The following is a 16,655-nucleotide window of genomic DNA, read 5'->3' as shown; positions in this document are numbered from 1 at the left end:
TCGGCATCGGCTCCCTCGCCAACAAAGTCAAATCCGTCTTCCACGCCGTCGCCAAACCCGTCAACCGCGCCATCGACAAAATCGTCACCTTCATCGCCAAAAAAGGCAAAGCCCTCTGGAACAAACTCAAAGGCAAGGGGAAGAACGGAAAGAAAGAAAAGAGTCCAAAATTCTCCTGGAGCCCACCGAGAATCAAACCACGCGCGATCCGTAAAGCTTTTTCAATGACCTCTGGAGAGCCACACACTCTCACCGCCCGAACGAGCGATTCCGGCTTGCGAGTCATCATAGCAAGCGCTTTTGCAGGCGAGGTTCGTTCCGTAATCAATACAGTGAAGGAGGAGGCAAAGCAACTCCCGGAACCCGACAAGACAGAGGCCATTGCAGCAATTTCCAGGATTGAATCCCATTTGACAGACATTTCCAGCGCCGAGGCGAAATGGAAAAGAGAAAAGAGTGCCACTGAAAAGAAAGTGAAGGAGAGGATTCAGAAGCGGATCGACAAAAAGAAGATAAAAACCGCTGCCGAGGCTGAGGCGCTGAGCAAGCAATGGCTCGGGGAAAAAGAGCAGAAGCTGTATCAGGCGATCGAGGAGCTGCTAGCTGACCAGATTTCAACGTTGAGCAAACTCAAGAGCATGCAGCAGTTCATCAACAAACCCGGCACTCGCCGCCTCCCTCGCGGCTACGACGTCCGGACCAGACTCTACGTACTCGGAAGCGGCTGGAAGACCCAATCGAGTGCGTGGGGCAGGAAGGAGAAGGAGGGACTCGCAAATGAGGTCAATGACATTCTGAGTAACGGCTACACCAGTGCTGCCAGAAACCGCTTGGAGGATCTTGATCAGCGGCTCAAACTACCAGATAACGCACTGTCCCTATTCGACAAAAAAGAACTGAAATCGGCACATATTAAAAATGAACTATACGACGTCGACCACCACCCGGTGCCCCTTGCGCAACACTGGAAGAGCGATGGCCACGACCAGGGCGACAAGGAACGCAGAGAGCATAATGTCGAAAAGGACAACTGGCGTCTCATCACCAGGTCATGGAATCGCAGACTTCAAGCAGGAGGACACCAATACGGTCAGCAACGAGACCTCGGGAAATCCTTCACAAGTGAAATTGCCGACGGAGGAATCCCGAACGCCAAGCGGATTGATGGCCGCCCCCTTCTCGACGAGAACGAAAGGCCGATCACGTAATGGAACTCGGTACACAACCAGGACGAGTGGCACTCACCAATCCGACCTTGGTCACCTGCATTGAAATCGACCCGAATGGAAACGATTTCTTTGTCGGCCAGGCAGCGAACAACCAACATTCCGCACTGAGTCGCTGGAGTTTACCGGACCTTTCTCCGCTACAAGGTCCAAAAACCTGCCCACTGGCTATGCAACAGGATACTTGCCATGTACTGACTCGCGGCGGGAGTAACTTACTGGGCGTGGTCGGCATAAGTACACAGCGGCTCACGCTCATTGATCTGGTCAGCGGATCACAGTCCGAGCCGGTGGAAGACAACGTCGTATGGGCACGTATGGCCGGACCGTATCTCGCTACCAGCGGTACACATACCCAGATTCAGGAACTGAAATCCGGCAACGTGGTTTGGCGACAGGAGCCGCCGGCGCCACGAAAATCGAGCCACGCCAGCCTGGTTCCAATGATTTCCTTTCACCCAAATCTTCACGTATTCGCAACCGGCGGATCGGGCGAATCGGAAGTTCGCTTGCATTCGTTGACCGATGAAAGCCTGACTGACGTTCTTCCCGAAGCGCCCAAACGCCTGCGTTGGCTCGACTTCAGCCCGAATGGCGACTATGTCATCGCCATTGACGCGTACGCCAAGAGCACTGTCATCTGGGACTCCAGGACAAAAGACCTGCACCGACCTGAAATTTTCGGAAGGAAGGCTGACGACTACTGGTCAGTCGCATTCCATCCCGATGGGGAACATTTCGCCATGGGTATGCTGTCGGGCTATGTTAATCTTTTCCGTTTGTCAGACGGCCAGAGGGTTGGAAGCCAGCGTCAACATATCGGCCGGGTACAGGCACTGGTCTTCAGTCCGGACGGATCGCTCCTGCTCAGCGGCGGTGATGACGGACAAGTCCTCGCCTGGACGCTGATTTGACCGTCCAGCTTCGTGTTCTGAAGCGCTTTCCGGCCGGTTCGCCTTTCGAGGCTGCCCAGCCGAGCCGTTCCGCGCGCAAGAACCGTGGGGGTGCAGATCGCCTCTCTCGTAGACAGTTCTCCTAGTTCATGTATTAAATTGGCATCATGAGCGACGAACCCACCTACGGGGTCGGTGAAGGCCCCACCGCCAACGTCTCTGTCAGCCTGCACTCGGGCAATATCGCGGCCGTCCGTGCACGTGTGGGGAAGCGGGGCTTCTCCGCCTACGTGGATGCCGCCGTGCAGCGGCAGATCGAGCGGGACAACCTTGCCGAGCTGACGGAGAGGCACGAAGCCGAGCACGGTGCGTTGAGCGACGCGGAGGTCGAAGCCGCCCGAGCGCTTCTGCGGGGCGACGCCGATGATGCGCAGAACGCCGCCTGATGGCGCGGACGGGAACGCTCGTCCTGGACAGTGAGGGGCTGTCCAAGGTCGTGGCGGACGACCGACAGGTCATGGCGCTGCTCCGTGGGGCGGAGCAGGAGGACCTGAGAGTGGTCGTCAGTGTTCTCACCCTCATCGAGGCCCATCACCGGAAGGTGAACGCCCCTCGGTTCAACTGGGCTGTGTCCAGGCTGACGGTTGAGCCCGTGAGCGAGGAGATCGGGCGCTTGGCCATGAAGCTGCTGACCGACGCCGGACTGCACGGGCAGAAGTACGCCATCGATGCCGTCGTGGGGGCGACCGCGTTGCTGATGCCGGGGCCTGCGGTGATCCTCACCTCGGACCCTGAGGATCTGGGGCTGCTGTGCGGTGACCGGGTGCGCATCATCAAGGTCTGATCATCAGGGACCGTGGGGAGCGCACACCTCACGTCAGCAGTTTCAGATACGGCCCGAACTCCGAGGCCAGCGTCAGGCGGCCCAGCTTCTGGTACTCGCGCTGGATGGCGTGGATCAGCACCGGCATCGTCACCGGCTCGTCCGTGTCCGCCGCCAGGTACGCCGCTGTCACCGCGATCGAGCGGATGTTGCCGCCCGCCAGCTCGAAGTTCTCGGCACAGAAGGCGAGGTCCAGGTCCGTGCCGCGCGGGAGTACGGAGCCCAGGCAGCGCTCCCAGAGGACGAGGCGCTGTTCGGGGTCCGGGACGGGGAAGTCGATGACCAGGTCCAGGCGGCGGGTGAAGGCGTCGTCCAGGTTGGCACGGAGGTTGGTGGCGAGGATGGCCAGGCCGTCGAAGGACTCCATGCGCTGGAGCAGGTACGCGCTCTCGACGTTCGCGTAGCGGTCGTGGGCGTCCTTCACGTCCGAGCGTTTGCCGAAGATCGCGTCCGCCTCGTCGAAGAGGAGGACGCCGTTCACTCCCGCGGCTTCGGAGAAGATCCGTTCCAGGTTCTTCTCCGTCTCGCCCACGTATTTGTCGATCACCGTCGCCAGATCGACCGTGTAGAGGTCCAGGCCCAGATCTGCCGCTATGACCTCCGCGGACATGGTCTTCCCGGTACCGGAGTCGCCCGCGAAGAGAGCCGATACGCCTCGGCCCCTGCCGCCGCCGGGGCGCATGCCCCACTCCCCCAGAACCCGGTCGCGGTGGCGGGCGCGGGCGGTCAGTTCGCGGAGCTGGGCGTGGGCGTCCGGGGGAAGGACGAGGTCGTTCCAGGTGACGGTGGGTTCGATGCGGCGGGCCAGACGGTCCAGTCCCGCCGCGTTCTGGGCGCGGGCGCCCTGGCGGACGTGGTCGGGGGTGAGAGTGCCGCCGTCCAGATGAGTGGTCTGGGCCGCGCCGCGGGCGGCGCGGGTGATCTGTTCCGGAGTGAGGAGGAAAGGCGAGAGCAGGCGGTCCACATCGAGGGTCTCGGGGACGGGGGCGTCGTACGCGTCGGTCCAGAGAGCGGCCCTGGTGGACGGTTCGACGCGTGGGGCGTGCAGGAGGAGCGGCGGGGCGGTGGACCATGCCGCGTCCCAGGGGGCCCGGCCCACCAGGATCGTGGGGACCGGGGTACCGGTGAGCAGCCGGAGGAGTTCCGGGTGTTCGCGGAACACCGCGTCGAGCGGGGCGCAGACCAGGCCGGCGCCGGTCAGCCGGGCTTCGCGGACCAGGGTGCGCACTGCCTCGGCGGGCGACGGGTCCTTGGCCAGCCGTGCCAGATCCAGGCCCAGGACCCGGTGGCCCGCAAGGGCCAGCGCCGAGGCCGCGAGGGCCGTGCCGGCGCCGCCCTGGTCCTCGCGGAGGTAGGCGAGCGAGGCGCCTCGGTCGAGGGCCGCGGCCAGCGGGGCCGGGTCGCCGACGCCCGGTACGGCGTGCCAGGGGGCGAGGAGGTCCACCAGCCGCGGGTCGGGGGTGTCGTCGCCCAGAAGGTGCGCGGTGACCCGGTCGGGGATGCGGAGCGCACGGCTCAGGAACGGGCGGTCCAGGTCCTCGGCCAGCAGGAGGCGGCCTGCGCGGAGCGGCGCCAGGGCCGAGAGCCGGCCGCGTGCCACCTGGTCGGCGGGGGACAGGCCGCAGAGCCCCAGGGCCAGGCCGATGGACGGGCGGCGGCGGGTGACGTCGTCGTTCAGGTAGCCGTAGAACGCCTCGAAGCGGTCGTCGAGATCCGGTACGAGTGCGATGAGGAGGATCTCGATGTCGAGGGGGGTGAGACCGAACACGGCGGCCAGCGAGGTGAGTCGGGACGCCTCGCCCGAGGCATCGGCCCAGACCTCTGCCGACGCCTCGTCGTCGTCCGCAACCGGCGACGGATAGGCGCGGGCCTCCTCCGCGTCCAGCAGGCGGGCGACGTTCTCGTCCGTGAGGTACAGGCCGCGGAAGGCGTCGTCCGGGTCCGGGTCGGTGAGCTGCCGGGCCGCGACCGCTCGTCGGACGCGCTGCTCCACCGTGACCGCGCGGGCGAGGAGGTGGCGCAGGTTCGGGTCACCCGCGGTGGTCATTCGGTTCCGTCCTCCGTCTCGTCCTGCGCACGGTCCGCACCCCGACGGGGGGCGTCCTTGGCGCGCTCCGCGCCCTCGTGGATATCCGCCGGCCCGCCCGCACCCCCGCGGACGTCCGCCGACCCGCCCGCACCCTCGTGGATATCCGCCGGCCCGCCCGCACCCCCGTGGGCGTCCGCCCTCCCGTCCGCACCCTCGTGGGCGTCCGCCCTCCCGTCCGCACCCTCGTGGATATCCAGCGGGCCGCCCGCGCCGTCACCACCACGCATGCCGTCCGCCGGCCCGCCCGCGCCACCACCCCGCGTGCCGTCCGCCGCGGCGGCCTTGCGGTTCTCGGTGATGCGGAGGGACAGCCCGCGCCGCCGTTCCGTGACGGAGGTACGGGGGAGGACCCGCCCCGCCGGGCCCGGACCGCCCGGTCGGCCGGACCGGCCTCCGTACACCGGAAGCCCCCCGCGCCCCGGCATCGGCTGCGACAACGGCTCGGCCGCCTCGGGCACGTCCCCGAAGCGGGCCTGCAACCCCTCGTCCCCCACCGGCGGACCGACCGCATAGCGCGGCGACGATGTCACCGGCACGCTGATCACCAGGTCCAGTGAGGGCTTCAACTCGCCGCCCAGAGCGCTCCATACGTCGGCGAACGAGCGGTCCTCCGGCGGTGGCAGCGCGATCGACATCGGTACGGCCATCCCGAGATCCGCCAGGGCGCCCGTCAGCCGCTCCGGAGGCAGCGCGTCATGACGCAGCAGGCAACCGAGCAGCGAGGAGAGCAGTCGGTGCTCGTCCTCCGGGCGCTTCGTCCATGCCGTGATCAGGTACGACAGTTTGAAGAAGCGGGGCGCGCGACGGCGGGCGGTGACCGTGCCGTGCTCGTCGTACTCGTTGTGCAGACCGCGTTCGCGCCTCCGCATGTCCTCACGGATGTCGTAGAGGTAGAGGTTGACCATGGGTGCGTTGACCTTCGCCGCCCACTCCCGGGTCGGTGCGTCGAAGACCACCGCGATCTGGCCGCCTTCGAGCGCCTCAGCCCTGATCAGAGCCCGTAATACGTCGTCGACCTCGTGGATCACCCGATCACTCCCGTACGGTCGCCGCGGCTCATGCGCGGCCCGCGAAGTCCGGTGGTTGCAGATTGCGTTGGACCACGAGGACGGGTTTCTGCAACCGGTCGATGTCGCGGGTGTCCACCCGAAGCTGCCGTGGTCCGAGCTTGTCCTTGCGCAGAACCGGGATCTGGACCTCGAAAGTGCCGTCGAGGCCCACGGTCACACCGGACATCTCCGCCGTGATCCCGATGTTCCACGTGAAACGTACGGTCTGTCCCGGCGGGTAGTCCTTGCCGCGCGCCAGCACCACCTGGCCCGGCTTGACGACCTGCGGCGTGACGGTCAGCGAGGGTTTCAGGACGCGCAGCCGGTCGGTGTCCTGGTTGTCGGCCTTCCGACGGTCGGGCAGCGTGCCGCGCACGGTGGCCCGCACATCCCCGGTGACCGCCGCACGGTAGGTCGCCGTCTGGGTGATCTCGATGCGACCGCCGGCCGGGATGGTGCAGGGTTTGGCGGCTGTGCAGCGGGTCAGGGCGGGCAGGCTTCGGTCCTTCGCCTTGGACGGTTTCGGCCAGGCCGAACCGATGACGACACCCGTCGCCGTGTCCGGACCGGCGTTGGTGAGGGTGAAGCGGGCTCGGGCCGGTCGGCCGGTGTACGTACGGTCCGGGCTGACGTCGACCTTCATCGCCACATCCGCCGAGGGCGGCACGGGAGCCTCAAGCACCTCGATCTGTGCCGTGTCCGTCCCCGTATTGCCCGCCGAGTCCGTGGCCGAGCAGGTCACCGTGGTGCTGCCGACCGGGAAGAGCGAGCCGGAGGGCGGGGTGCAGGTCACCGGGAGCGTGCCGTCGGTGGCGTCCTCGGCGGTGGCGTCGTACGTCACGCTTACGCCGTTCTTGTCCTTGGCCCGGACGGTCAGATCGTCCACGGTGACGACGGGCGCGTCGATGTCGTTCACATCGATGTTGATCTGTTCCTGGAAGTCCGGATCGGCCGCTGCCGCGGGTCCGATGGTGTCCGCTCCAGGCACCTGGGTGCCCATCAGGAACTGGACGGTGCAGGTCAGGCGGGTGCCCTGGGGCGCGTCCGCGGAGACGTCGATGTTCTCCGCGAAATGCGCGGTGTCGCCGCTGGTGAGCTGCTGGGTGGGCGGGTCGAGGCTGACGGACAGATGCGGATCGCAGTTGTCCAGGCGGTAGCTCACGTTGGTGGGAAGGTTGCTGAAGCCTTCGATGATGGCGTCGGTGACACCGTCGCCGGGAATTCCGTTCAGCATGCGGCCATTGGTGGCCTCGGCGATCCGTTTGGCCTGGTCGGGCTCGTGATACGGGTCTTGGTAGGTGGGGCTGCTGTATCCGTTGCCGTTGAGCCCGTCACCGTTCTCGGTCGTCACGTCGACGGCGATGACCCGTACCCCCCTGTCCTGGAGCGCGACCACGGCGTCCTCGTAGGGGATGTTGTTGCTGGGGTTGTGGCTCGACGCGTCGCCCACCAGGACCACGACCGGACTGGCCCCCTCACGGAAGGCCGTACCGCCGTCCGCGCCGTTGGCCACTTTCCACAGCGCGTAGATCCAGTCCTCCGACGGACCTGCGCTCTTGTATCCGCGGGAGGTGTCCAGCTGGTCGACGCCCTTCTTCTGTACGTCGTCCAGGTTCGTCGTCAGCCCTTGGAGGACAGCGAACTCCGCCGTCGGGTCGTCCTTCTCGTCCCCGTAGGTGGCCACCGCGAAGCGGGAATCCGGCTGCTGTGCCCGGATCTCCTTCGTGATGTCCTTCAAACCCGCCTGTACATCGCCGATCGGGACACCCATGCTGCCCGTGCCGTCCACCAGCAGGACCACGTCCGGCCTCGGAGGAATCGCCGGCGTACGGACCTGCTTGGCCACGCCCGTGGAGCCGCCCGGGTCGACCGCGTCGGTGAACTCGGCGGGTGTGACCCAGGGTTCGGGCACCGCGGCCTCCGGCGCACCGGTGGTGACGGCCGAACCGGGCGCGATGCCGGTGACGACGAGAAGCAGCGCGAGGGCCGGAACGCGGAGCGCGGTGAGAGCGCGGCGTGGCGTCGCCGGCCGGGCCCGGGCCGATGTGTCCCGCCGCGACCGCGGCACCCGCCGAAGCGGCTGGAACCAGCGCACGGAAGTCCTCCCCCACCCTCGCCCGATCGGCATACCGGACGTCAGGGTCCTGCACCGGCGGCGGACGCACAGCGGTGCGGGAGTCACACCCTCGGGAAGGCCCCGCTGCCCGAAAGTGCAGCGGGGGATCCACCGAAGTGCCGTACACGCCCGGGCCGCGCACGGCGGCGCCGTACGCACACCCGGGCCGTACAGCCGTACGTACGACAGCGCCCTGGGCACGCCCGTGCCCCGCGCCCCCGTGCGGGCGGGCTCAGATCAGTCCCTGGCGCATCGCGTACGCCACCGCGTGCGAGCGGTTCCGCAGTTGCAGCCGGGTCATCACCGCATGCAGCACGTTCTTGATCGTGCGCTCGGAATAGGCCAGCTTCGTCGCGATGTCCGCGGTGTCGTACCCCTCCGCGACCAGCCTCAGTACGTCCACCTCGCGCGCCGCGAGTCCGGTGAAGTGCAGGCCGCGCGGGCCGAGCACCTGACCCTGGAGGCGGCCCACCTCTTCGAGCAGTCTTCCCAGCAGGTCGGAGGGGAGGTGGCCCTCGCCCCGCGCCACCGTCCCTATGACCTGCACGAGGTGTTCCGGGGTCGACTCGGAACGCCTGACCACTCCGGCGACACCGCACTCCGCGGCGTTCACCAACTTCTGCTCGTCGATGTCCGTGGTGACGAGGACGGTCCGTGAGGCGCTGGTGCGCTGAATGTGGCGCAGCATCGTCAACACCTCCTCGTCGACCGTGTCCACGACGACGACCACGATCTGGGGTGAGGAATCGTCCTTTCCCCAGTCCGTCACGCTGACCTCGGGCCGGGCCCGCAACTGACTGGCCACACCCGCTTGAGAGATCGGATCCTGGGCACGTAATGCGACAGTGATGCGCTCCATGGCAATGCTCCCCCTGGGCAACAGCCGCTGGCATCACGCGAACAAAACCATCACGGCTGTTCTCGTATGCCTCATTCGTCATGAGGCGGTCAAAAGATTCCCTCGTACCCCTCCAGGGAAACAGAAAAGCCGATCCGGGCACAGAATCTGCCCAGAAGTGTTCCTTCACGGCCGATGCCGGTATTCGGCACCGACCCTACGGTGCGCCGTATGAGTCTCACGGCAAGCCTCGACGCATCGTCCGTCACCGCCGCACCGGGCGAGGAGACTGCCCTCCCCCTGCGGATCCTCAACTCCGGCAGCACCGTCGAGGAATACCGCTTCGAGGTGGTCGGTGCGTGTGCCGCCTGGTCGACGGTGGAACCGGCGGTCCTGTCCCTGTACCCGGGCGACTCGCAGGCGGTCTCCCTCATACTGCGCCCGCCTCGCGATTCGACCGTTCCGGCCGGGGAGACGACGTTCGGGATCCGGGTCGTCCCCACCAGCGAGCAGGGCGACACGGTGGTGCCCGAAGGACGGGTGACCGTACTCCCCTTCACCGAGACGACTGCCGAGCTGGTGCCGCGCAGCTCGCACGGTGCCTGGCGCGGCAAGCATCAGATCGCCGTCGACAACCGGGGAAACATCCCGGCCACCGTGCGGCTGGGGGCACAGTCCGGTACGGAGCGGGCCCGGGTCTCCTTCGCGGCGGACGCGCTGCAGATCGCTCCCGGGCGGGCGGAGTTCGGGAAGCTGCGCGTCCGGCCGGCCAAACGCGTCTGGCGCGGAACGGCGGTCACGCATCCCTTCCAGGTGGTCGCCACACCGGAGGTGGGCGAGAGGCAGGCGCCGGTCGCACCGGTGGTCCTGGACGGCTCGTACCAGCAGGAGCCGATCCTGCCGCGCTGGCTCCCCCGAGCGCTGATCACCGCGGCTGTCCTGCTGATCGCGCTGGTCGGGCTCTGGTACGCACTGCTGCGGCCGGTCGTCAAGTCGGCGGCCCGGGAGGCGATCACACCGGACGCGGTACGGTCCGCCGCCGCGGCCGACAAGAGCAAGGCCCCGAGCACCGGCGCCTCAGCCGGTGCGGGATCGGGCGGAGGCGACTCCTCCGGAGCCGACGGAGGCGCCTCGAAGCCCAGCCCCTCGCCGAGCCCCGCCGCATCCGACGGCGCGGGAACCACGGCCCCGACCAGCGCGCAGGTGCAGGTCAGGGACTCGGTCGGCGGCGGGTCGAACACCTCGACGGCCCTCCAGGTGCCCGCCGGGCACACCTTCCAGCTGACGGACATCGTGGTCCAGAACCCTCAGGGTGACGCGGGAACGCTCGTGGTCTCCTCCGGCCGGGACACGCCCGTGCTCCGGCTCGCGATGGAGAACTTCCGCGATTCCGACTACCACTTCGTCACACCGATCCTGGTGCCCGCGGGCGGCAAGGTCACGATGACCGTCAACTGCCGGAAGGTGGGCAAGCCGGTCAACGCGCCGACGCCTTCGCGGTGTGCGGAGTCCCTGTTCCTCGGCGGCACGATGCGGACGGACTCCGCGGGCTGATCTGCCGGGACGCGGCCGGGAACACCGGCGGGAATCACCTGCGCGCCCGTCGCCACAGCCCTCGACACAGCCCTCGACACAGCCCTCGGGACTGTCCTCGGGGCTGTCCTCGGGACTGTCCTCGGGGCTGTCCGTCGGCGAGGGCGCATCGGCGGATCCCCGGCGAGATCCGCCGGGGGCCCGCCGGGCCCCGCCGGAAGGGCCCGCCGGAAGACCGTCAAGCAGGCGGAGCCTCTTCCTCCTCCTCGGCTCCTTCCTCCGCCCGTTGCACGAAGGAGCCCTGCACATCCGCCGGTTGCTCGTCCTCGTCCTCCGCCGACGCCCGTTGCACGGCAGGGGTCGTGGCGGGGGACGCGTCATGGCCGGACGCCCCGGTCGCCGTCGCCGGGGCCGGATCCGAAAGCACCCGGTCGGCGTTCGCGACGGCCTCCCGCTCGAACCGGTCGGACGGATCGCTCACCCGGATACCCCCCGGCGCCTCCGTGCCGTCCACCGGGCCGCTGCGCTGCTGGATCACATGGGTCAGCTCATGGGCCAGCGTGGTGCGGCCCTGCGGCGAGGACGGATCGTACGCGTCCCGCTGGAAGACCACGTTGCTGCCGACCGTGTAGGCGTGGGCGCCCACGCCCTTCGCCGACTCGTGTGCGGCGGAGCCGGTATGGACGCGCACGTCGGAGAAGTCCGCGCCCATCCGCGCCTCCATGTCGGTGCGGGTGTCGGTGTCCAGAGGCTGCCCACCGCCGGACGCGACCACGTCGTGCACGGGGGAGCGCTCTTCCTCCTCGCGCCTCTGGAGCATGGCCCCGACGGCGCTGTTGCCCACCGCCCGTTGGAGCACGCTCATTCCGCCGGTCCCCACCACATCGGCCCGCCCGGTGGCCGCCGCACGGTAGAGGTGCGGGGTGTCCGCCGCCTCCCGGTTCCCGGTCGCGCCCGACGCGTGCAGGGCTTCGTCGTGCTCCTGCCCGTGCCCGTGGCCCCGCTCGTGATCGTGTTCCTGATCCCATTCCTGTGCGTTCATCGTCATCTCCCTGACCGCACCCCGGTCGACGCGCGTCGTGATGGCCCCACCCTTCCACCTTCACGACGTGCCGCTGCCTCGTCCAGCCCGGACCCCGCCGGCCGGGGGCAGCCGGTGCTGCCCCTTCGGGCATCCGGACCGCTCGTACGGCCCCGCGCGAAACCCGCGCTCCCGACCGGCTTCCGGGACGGAACCACGAAGGGCGCGGGGAAGGGGCGTGAAGGCTCCCGGGGAGAGGGCATGGGAACCAACCCGCCACGCCCTATCGGTCCGTGCGGGTACGCAGGACCGCGACGGCTCTGATGGTGGACTGGCTCTCGGCTGCCTCCCGCACCCCGTGCCGCGCCCCGGTCCACGACCTCGCCGCCACGGCGTGCAACCTCCCGCTCCGCAGGGCGAATCGGGGCAACGACACCCCGTACGCGTCCGCGATCGCGTCGAGCGCGGGCCTACCGGACGAGAGCGTGTCGAGCGGTTCGGGCAGCGTGCCCCTCGTCGCGCGCGCCTCGCCGTGGTGTGTGTATCCGTACACCTCCTGGCCGTCCTCGGCGTACGAGAAACGGAGGGTCGGCGCGGGTGCGCCGGGGCCGGGTTCCGCGGGGGCGGCCCTCCACCGGCACCAGACCGATATCGCCCTGGTGCCCAGGGAAGCCTGCGCGTCCAGGCCCGTCAGCCGGTCCTCCCGGAAGGGCTCGGGCCCGGTCTCGAAGGCGAAGCTCCATCCCCCGCCGCACGACCCGATCCGTGCGTGCGGGCCGTCCCCCACCGGGCCGTCCCGCCGCCCCCACCAGCGCAGATCGCCCTCCGAACACGGCGCCAGCAGCGGGCCCTCGCCGAGCCGCTGTGCGAGCTCCTGCGGCGCTGTGCCGTGGACCAGGACGAAGCGGAAGCCGTCCGGACACGCACCGGAATCGGGTTCGGCAAGCCAGCCGAGTCCGTCCGGCGCGGTGGCGGCCGTGACCTCCACGGCGGAAGCGGCATCCGTGGAAGCCTGAGCGGCAGCAGCGCCCGTGGAACCCGGAGCGGCAGCAGCGCCCGTGGAACCCGAAGCAGTGGTGGCGCCCGTGGAACCCGGAGTCGAACCATGCCCGGCGCGCGCCGTGTTGAGGATCTGCCGACCGCGCTCCGGCGTGACGACCGGCCCCAGGAACGGATCGGCGAGCAGCCCGAGGGGGGCGACATGCTCGGTGCCGTACGGCTCCCAGTCGGGCACGGCGGCGGCCAGCACCCGCCAGGCCCCCTCCGTGTCACCCCAGCGGGCCAGCTCGCGGGCCTCGGCGACGGCCCGGCCGAACAGCCCCGGCGGCTCGTACCGGAAGGAGCGCTCGTCGGCCTCCCGCAGAGCGGCCTCCGCCTCGGCCCGGCCCTCCGCGCCGTGCGGTCTCAGGAACCAGTCGTCGTCCTCGCGGGTCCTGCGGTGCACCATCGCTTTGAGCGGCAGGATCTCCCGTACGTACAGCGGATCGGCCATGTCCGTGACCGCCGCGACGTGGCCGCCCGGGCGGAACATGGCGTGGATCTGGTCCCGCAGCCGCCGGGCCCTCTCCCTCCCGAACCCGTCGGCCTCGTCGAGCACCGCCAGCTGTTCCTCGATGTCGCCCCCGGCCAGACAGGCCGACCGGGCCCGCTCCACCGCGGCGTCGAGCTCGCGCGTCACCTCGGTCACGAAGTCGGGGTTGTCGCCGTGCCAGGCATGGAAATCCCGGTACATGGACCGCATGTACGCGGCGAACGACGGATAGCGCTCCGGGAACTCACCGGACCATCCGCGGTAGACGTACACCGCCCATTCGCCGTCCTCGCCCACGTCACCCGGGTCGAGCAGGACATCGGTCATGTCCGAGTCGTGGGACAGCTGCAACGACCTGGCCCACATGCCGGCTCTCAGCCGCTCGGCCCGACCGGAGGTCTCGTCCAGATTCCCCTCGTACAGCCGCCGCATGCCGCCCGGATCGCCGTGCATCTCGACGCGCTCGGCGATACCCATCAGATACACCGAACTGCTCGCGTGCCGCCAGCCGTTGGAGACGTGGAGGAATGACCGGTAGGACGGGGGCAGCGCCAGCCCCAGCCGCTGTTCCAGCGCCGCTATCTGTTCCTCACCGGCGGGCGGCAGGCCCAGCGACCCCGCGACCACCGCCTCGTCATCGGTCTGCTCCTCGGCATCCTCGGGATCGAGGAGGTCCAGGGTGGCGAACCACTGCCTGCTCCAACGCTCCAGAAAGAAAGTCCAGTTGTCGATGTCCACCTCCCCAGACTGCCAGCCACCACTGACAGTCACGCCCGGCAGCCGTCGTCAGCGGGCCGTCGCACCGCCTCCCCGGACCGGATCCGGCCGCAAACGGCCGCATCGGCGGGCAGTGGAGTGGCCGTGCCGCCCCGCCGTCGGGATGATCGGTCCATGACCGAGAGCAACAAGAACCGGGCCGTCACCCTGCGGATCGCCCAGCAGCCGGAAGCCGACGAACTCCTCGCGCGCAGTCCGCTCGCCGCCCTGATCGGCATGCTGCTGGACCAGCAGGTGCCGATGGAATGGGCCTTCTCCGGCCCGTACACCCTGGCCGGGCGGATGGGCGGGGACGACCTGGACGCCCACCGGATCGCCACGTACGACCCGGACGCCTTCACCGAACTGTTCACCGCCAAACCCGCGCTGCACCGCTACCCCGGTTCCATGGCCAAACGGGTCCAGCAGTTGTGCCAGTACCTGGTGGCGGCGTACGACGGCGACGCGAGCGCGGTGTGGCGCGACGTCTCCAGCGGCGCCGAGCTGCGGAAACGGCTGAACGCCCTGCCGGGGTTCGGCACCCAGAAGGCACAGATCTTCCTGGCGTTGCTGGGCAAGCAGTTCGGTGTCCGGCCGACGGGCTGGCGCGAGGCGGCCGGGCCGTACGGTGAGGCGGGCTCCCACCGGTCGGTCGCCGACATCACCGGCCCGGAATCCCTCGCCGAGGTCCGCGCGTTCAAACAGCGCGCCAAGCAGGCGGCCCGAGCGGCCACACGCGCAACCGACCAGTGACCGACGGAAGACAACACCGCCCGCCGCCGGCCGACACCCGCCACCCGTCGCCGGCCGCCACCCGCCACCCATCGCCGCCCGCAGCCCGCAGCCCGCAGCCCGCAGCCCGCAGCCCAGAACTACTGCTGAGGGCTACCGTCTGCGGCGGGCCGTGCCGAACAGCGAGCGCGAGATCTCCCGCCCCACCTGCGTGCCGACGGACCGGGCCAGCGACTTGAACATCCCGCTCGCCACCACCTGCTCGACCAGCGAGCCATCATCCTCGGGTGCTTTCCGGGCCGCGCCCGAAGGCGCCCTGCCCGCGGCTTCCGTCTCGGCCCGCCGCCCCGCCTCCTGTTCGGCGCTCAGCTTCTCGTACGCCGACTCCCGGTCCACCGCCTGCGCGTAACGCCCGTACAGCGGAGAGCTCTTCACTGCCGCGTCCAGCTCGGCGGCGGGATACGGGCCCATCAGCGACTGCGGCGCGCGCAGCCGGGTCGCGGCGACGGGGGTCGGCGCGCCGTTCTCGCTCAGCACCGTGATCACGGCCTCCCCGGTGCCCAGCCGCGTCAGCACCTCCTCCAGGTCGTAAGGCGATTCGGGGAACGTCGTCACCGTGGACCGCAGCGCCTTCGCGTCCTCGGGGGTGAAGGCGCGCAGCGCGTGCTGCACCCGGTTGCCGAGCTGCCCCAGGACGTCACCGGGCACATCGCGCGGCGTCTGCGTGACGAGGAAGATGCCCACGCCCTTGGAGCGGATCAGCCGCACGGTCCGGGTGATCGACTCCAGGAACGCCTTCGAGGCCCCGTCGAAGAGCAGATGCGCCTCGTCGAAGAAGAAGACAAGCTTCGGCCGGTCCAGGTCGCCGACCTCCGGCAGATCGTGGAAGAGATCGGCGAGCAGCCACATCAGGAACGTCGAGAAGAGCTGCGGCTTGTCCTGCACGGCCGCCAGTTCCAGTACGGAGACCAGCCCGCGCCCGTCCGGCGCCTGCCGCAGCAACTCGGCCGTGTCGAAATCCGGTTCGCCGAAGAAGTCGCTCGCGCCCTCCTGCTCGAAGGCGGTGATCGACCGCAGGATCACTCCGGCCGTCGCCGTGGAGAGCCCGCCGATCTCCTTGAGTTCGGCCCTGCCGGTGTCCGAGACGAGAAACGCGACGACGGCCCGCAGGTCCTTGAGATCGACCAACTCCAGGCCCTTGGCGTCGGCGTAGTGGAAGATCAGGCCCAGCGACTGCTCCTGGGTGCGGTTGAGTTGCAGCACCTTGGACAGCAGAACAGGACCGAAGCTGGTGACCGTCGCCCGCACCGGAATGCCGGGGCCGATGCCGCCGAGCGCGTAGAACGCGCACGGCCGGCCCTGGGGCTGCCACTCCTGCCCCACCTGCCCGGCCCGCTCGGTGACCCGGTCGTCCGGCACGCCCGGCGCGGCAAGGCCCGAGACATCGCCCTTGATGTCCGCGAGGAAGACCGGAACACCGTGGGCCGAGAGCTGTTCGGCGATCAGTTGGAGCGTCTTGGTCTTACCGGTGCCGGTGGCGCCCGCGACGAGTCCGTGCCGGTTGAGCATCGCCAGCGGAATGCGGATCTGCGCCTCCGGCAGGCATACCCCGTCCCACAGCAGCGCGCCCAGATCGAGGGCGGCCCCCGAGACGGCGTACCCGGCGGCGATCTCCCGCGCCGGCTGCGGCAGCCCCCCGGCCTCCCCGCCGGGCGCCACGCCTGCCGCACCCGACACCGCATCCCCGCCGGACACCATGCCCTCGCCCGACACCGCATCCCCGCCGGACACCATGCCTGCCGCACCCGCCGCACCCGCCGCGCTCGCCCCACGCGCCCCGTCCGCGCCCGCCGCGCCCCCGTGCGACGCGCCCATATCCGACGCGCCGGTGTCCGAGTCCGAACAGCGTCCGATGTCGGGACGACCCGCTTCTCCGCCCGTGCTGTCGCTGTCACTCATCACGCGCCCTCATTCCGGAATGCCCGCAT

General features: G+C 69.1%; 11 protein-coding genes and 2 pseudogenes. 6 read left to right on the top strand and 7 right to left on the bottom strand.

The annotated features are described in order from the left end of the window. From ACFVUT_RS33925 to ACFVUT_RS33910, 4 genes and pseudogenes are all read left to right on the top strand, one after another. Positions 1–1,208: pseudogene (locus tag ACFVUT_RS33925) on the top strand (hypothetical protein); the annotation flags it as partial. Positions 1,209–1,234: 26 nt separating this feature from the next. Next, complete coding sequence (locus ACFVUT_RS33920) at positions 1,235–2,140, top strand: WD40 repeat domain-containing protein (protein WP_389651015.1); 906 nt, start codon at positions 1,235–1,237, stop codon at positions 2,138–2,140. Positions 2,141–2,286: 146 nt separating this feature from the next. After that, entirely contained in the window at positions 2,287–2,565 is a 279-nt protein-coding gene (locus ACFVUT_RS33915) for a hypothetical protein (RefSeq protein WP_389651012.1), read from the top strand. Continuing rightward, entirely contained in the window at positions 2,565–2,963 is a 399-nt protein-coding gene (locus ACFVUT_RS33910) for a DNA-binding protein (RefSeq protein ID WP_389651009.1), read from the top strand. Before ACFVUT_RS33915 ends, ACFVUT_RS33910 begins: the two co-directional genes overlap by 1 nt. 28 nt (positions 2,964–2,991) lie before the next feature. On the opposite strand, the gene ACFVUT_RS33905 is transcribed toward ACFVUT_RS33910, so the two are convergent. The 4 genes and pseudogenes from ACFVUT_RS33905 to ACFVUT_RS33890 all read right to left on the bottom strand — a co-directional run bounded on the left by ACFVUT_RS33905 (position 2,992) and on the right by ACFVUT_RS33890 (position 9,115). Continuing rightward, positions 2,992–5,049 (bottom strand): ATP-binding protein, encoded by a 2,058-nt coding sequence (locus ACFVUT_RS33905; RefSeq protein ID WP_389651006.1) that lies wholly within the window; start codon positions 5,047–5,049, stop codon positions 2,992–2,994. A 302-nt stretch (positions 5,050–5,351) separates the two neighbouring features. Then, positions 5,352–6,119 (bottom strand): annotated as a pseudogene (locus ACFVUT_RS33900) (DUF4255 domain-containing protein); the annotation flags it as partial. Between the two features lie 28 nt (positions 6,120–6,147). After that, entirely contained in the window at positions 6,148–8,235 is a 2,088-nt protein-coding gene (locus ACFVUT_RS33895) for a VWA domain-containing protein (RefSeq protein ID WP_389651003.1), read from the bottom strand. A 253-nt stretch (positions 8,236–8,488) separates the two neighbouring features. Further along, positions 8,489–9,115 carry a response regulator transcription factor gene (locus tag ACFVUT_RS33890; protein ID WP_389651000.1) on the bottom strand — a complete coding sequence of 209 codons (627 nt, stop codon included), beginning with the start codon at positions 9,113–9,115 and terminating at the stop codon, positions 8,489–8,491. 210 nt (positions 9,116–9,325) lie between these two features. Between ACFVUT_RS33890 and ACFVUT_RS33885 the strand changes: the two genes are divergently transcribed. Next, positions 9,326–10,648 (top strand): hypothetical protein, encoded by a 1,323-nt coding sequence (locus ACFVUT_RS33885; RefSeq protein ID WP_389650998.1) that lies wholly within the window; start codon positions 9,326–9,328, stop codon positions 10,646–10,648. 217 nt (positions 10,649–10,865) lie between these two features. Here ACFVUT_RS33885 and ACFVUT_RS33880 read toward each other — a convergent pair whose 3' ends face one another. Further along, positions 10,866–11,669 (bottom strand): DUF4157 domain-containing protein, encoded by an 804-nt coding sequence (locus tag ACFVUT_RS33880; protein WP_389650996.1) that lies wholly within the window; start codon positions 11,667–11,669, stop codon positions 10,866–10,868. Between the two features lie 262 nt (positions 11,670–11,931). Further along, positions 11,932–13,917, bottom strand: a complete 1,986-nt coding sequence (locus ACFVUT_RS33875; RefSeq protein ID WP_389650994.1) for an SMI1/KNR4 family protein — start codon at positions 13,915–13,917, stop codon at positions 11,932–11,934. A gap of 153 nt (positions 13,918–14,070) precedes the next feature. Here ACFVUT_RS33875 and ACFVUT_RS33870 point away from each other — a divergent pair, with 153 nt between their 5' ends. Further along, complete coding sequence (locus ACFVUT_RS33870) at positions 14,071–14,688, top strand: HhH-GPD-type base excision DNA repair protein (RefSeq protein ID WP_389650991.1); 618 nt, start codon at positions 14,071–14,073, stop codon at positions 14,686–14,688. A 132-nt stretch (positions 14,689–14,820) separates the two neighbouring features. Here ACFVUT_RS33870 and ACFVUT_RS33865 read toward each other — a convergent pair whose 3' ends face one another. After that, complete coding sequence (locus ACFVUT_RS33865; protein WP_389651078.1) at positions 14,821–16,425, bottom strand: helicase HerA-like domain-containing protein; 1,605 nt, start codon at positions 16,423–16,425, stop codon at positions 14,821–14,823. Positions 16,426–16,655 lie beyond the last annotated feature (230 nt).

The sequence above is a fragment of the Streptomyces sp. NPDC058051 genome (assembly GCF_042885475.1).
Taxonomy (GTDB): domain Bacteria; phylum Actinomycetota; class Actinomycetes; order Streptomycetales; family Streptomycetaceae; genus Streptomyces.
Note: the sequence above shows the minus strand (reverse complement) of the source record. Positions and strands in the feature narration are given on the sequence as shown.

Coding starts and splice junctions, on each gene's coding strand:
- ACFVUT_RS33915 (WP_389651012.1), top strand. CDS start 2,287: ATGAGCGACGAACCCACCTACGGGGTCGGTGAAGGCCCCACCGCCAAC.
- ACFVUT_RS33905 (WP_389651006.1), bottom strand. CDS start 5,049: ATGACCACCGCGGGTGACCCGAACCTGCGCCACCTCCTCGCCCGCGCG.
- ACFVUT_RS33880 (WP_389650996.1), bottom strand. CDS start 11,669: ATGAACGCACAGGAATGGGATCAGGAACACGATCACGAGCGGGGCCAC.
- ACFVUT_RS33865 (WP_389651078.1), bottom strand. CDS start 16,425: ATGGTGTCCGGCGGGGATGCGGTGTCGGGTGCGGCAGGCGTGGCGCCC.
- ACFVUT_RS33885 (WP_389650998.1), top strand. CDS start 9,326: ATGAGTCTCACGGCAAGCCTCGACGCATCGTCCGTCACCGCCGCACCG.
- ACFVUT_RS33870 (WP_389650991.1), top strand. CDS start 14,071: ATGACCGAGAGCAACAAGAACCGGGCCGTCACCCTGCGGATCGCCCAG.
- ACFVUT_RS33910 (WP_389651009.1), top strand. CDS start 2,565: ATGGCGCGGACGGGAACGCTCGTCCTGGACAGTGAGGGGCTGTCCAAG.
- ACFVUT_RS33890 (WP_389651000.1), bottom strand. CDS start 9,115: ATGGAGCGCATCACTGTCGCATTACGTGCCCAGGATCCGATCTCTCAA.